Source organism: Mesorhizobium sp. M7A.F.Ca.US.014.04.1.1, from assembly GCF_003998745.1.
GTDB lineage: Bacteria > Pseudomonadota > Alphaproteobacteria > Rhizobiales > Rhizobiaceae > Mesorhizobium > Mesorhizobium ciceri.
In genome coordinates, this window is record NZ_RZRW01000783.1 from 1 (window position 1) to 2,116 (window position 2,116).

3 protein-coding genes are annotated in these 2,116 nt (G+C 62.6%); 2 read left to right on the plus strand and 1 reads right to left on the minus strand.

Annotation, left to right across the window (positions count from 1 at the left end; all coding sequences use genetic code 11):
- Positions 1 to 29: 29 nt before the first annotated feature.
- A complete protein-coding gene (locus EOA22_RS31415) occupies positions 30 to 701 on the minus strand; it encodes a ceramidase domain-containing protein (protein ID WP_063169545.1) in 672 nt (223 codons plus the stop codon).
- A gap of 172 nt (positions 702 to 873) precedes the next feature.
- On the opposite strand from EOA22_RS31415, the gene EOA22_RS31420 reads away from it, so the two are divergent.
- Positions 874 to 1,659 carry a thioredoxin family protein gene (locus EOA22_RS31420; RefSeq protein ID WP_013528826.1) on the plus strand — a complete coding sequence of 262 codons (786 nt, stop codon included), beginning with the start codon at positions 874 to 876 and terminating at the stop codon, positions 1,657 to 1,659.
- Between the two features lie 250 nt (positions 1,660 to 1,909).
- Positions 1,910 to 2,116 (plus strand): hypothetical protein (locus EOA22_RS38280; RefSeq protein ID WP_206521376.1); only part of this gene is annotated, 207 nt, incomplete at its 3' end.

Consider the following 2,116-nt stretch of genomic DNA (forward strand, 5'->3'; position numbering starts at 1 on the left):
TTCCCCTATTCCCCTATTCCCCTATTCCCCTATTCCCTTACTTTCGGCTTCCCGAACCGCGCCGCGGCGGCCAACAACACACCCAGCATCAGCCCGTTGAGGATGTGCCAGAGGAAGTGCGTGCCGAGCGGGAAGCCGCCGCAGACCAGCGGGTCGATCATCCGGCAGATGACGGACACCACGAAGATCGCCGACCCGGCCAGATTGTACCAGCCGGCGCGATTGCCGCTGGCGGCCACCAGCGCGCCGAAGAAGGCGAGCGCCAGGAACGGCGGCAGATAGCCCGTCGTGCCGTTCGACGCCTGGCGCAGCCAGTCCGGCACGGCAACGGTTATCGCCCCGGCAATCACATAGAAGGCGATGAAGATGGCGATGGCTTTGCCCCATCGCATGCCGAGGAAGCGACGCAGATTGAACAGCGTGTAGGCCAGCGTGAAGCCGGCGATCGGCAGCACGTCGGCCCAGACCGTGCCCTTGGTGGCAAAAGTGTGAAAGATCGTCGAGCCGATGCCGATCGCCACCACCCACCAGGCCAGAACCTCGGCGAAGGCGCCGGTGCCCAGCCTTCGCACCTCGCGCACGCCCCACAGGCCGGCGGCGATGAAGGCGAAGTTGGTCAGGGCGTTGACCGGTTCGGACCAGAATTCCGGGCCGGTCCGCTCGCAATAGAGGTCGACCGGCGCCAAAAACGTTTGCCACATCGCGATTGCCGCCCGAATCGGTTTCTATCCTGAAGCGCAGATCCTTCCTATTGCGGCGTTGCGGTCGGCTGCAACGGCAAAATTTCACCGCAACGTGACTTCCCGTTGACTTCCGGTTCTGCCACATATTTCAGCAATCAAGATAAAGCCGGCATCACCGGCGGGAATCGGAATGGCCATGGCCTCGCGAAAATCATTGTGGCTGGCAGCTCTTGCGCTGGCCTTCTCGGCGTCTGCCGGCGCCGGGCATGCCGGCGAATCCGATCGCGCCCAGACCGACCGGGTCCAGATCGAAAAGCCATTGGGCGTGGTCGAGCTGTTCACCAGCCAGGGCTGCAGTTCCTGCCCGCCGGCCGATACTCTGTTCTCCGAACTTGCCGCCAAGGAAGACATCGTCGCGCTCGCCTATCACGTCGACTACTGGGACTATCTCGGCTGGCAGGACACGCTCGGCCGCAAGGAGAACACCGAGCGGCAATACGACTATATGCGCGCCTTCGGCAGCCGCTCCGTCTATACGCCGCAGGCCGTCATCAATGGCCGCGTCCATGTCAACGGCGCCAACCGCGGCGAGGTCGATGGTGCGCTCGCCCGCATGGCCAAGAGCGGTGAAGGCATGCGCGTCGCCGTCAAGGTCAGCCGTACCAGCGATCGCGTGATGATCGACGCCGGCGATGCCGGCAACGGCCCCAGCGACGCCCATGTCGTCATCGTCTATTTCGACCCGCCGCAGACGGTCAAAGTCGGCGAGGGCGAAAATACCGGCCGCAAGATGACCTACTGGAACGCCGTCACCGGCATCCAGACCGCCGGCATGTGGCATGGCAAGGCACAGCGCTACGAACTGCCGATGAGCGAGATTGCCAAAAAGGGCGGCTGCGCCGTGCTGCTGCAGTCGGTCGGCAAGGACGGCATGCCCGGTCCCATTCTCGGCGCCGCATTCATCCACAAGCCTTGAGATAGAGCGCTCAAACCCCTGCCGCGGTAGCGCGAAGGTTCACCTATCACCAGCCAATAAAAAACCGACGTCAGCTTGCTTCTGACGCCGGTCATTTAGGTTTTGGGATCGTCGCTCCCGGTTCTTCCGAGGAAGAGCCGAGGTTGGTTCGATCCGACGCAGACCCGTGGGCGGGGGGCTTGGGGTTTACGAGCCGGTGCCGGACCGAACCGTCTCAGGCAACGCCGGTAAATTCGTCGGACATTGGGGCATGAGCGCGGATAAAAAAAGGCAGAAATGTGGCGGAACATCACCAATTCCAACACGGCGTTTCATAAAAGTGACTGGACGTGACGGAAACGGCGCGGCGCGGGGCTCGGTTCGCCGGGCCTTGCAATTCAGTCGCGAACACGCCAACTTTGGTTGGCAAAGATTCATTTTGAAGGATCGAGGCATGACCGATGACAGTGGCGGGATC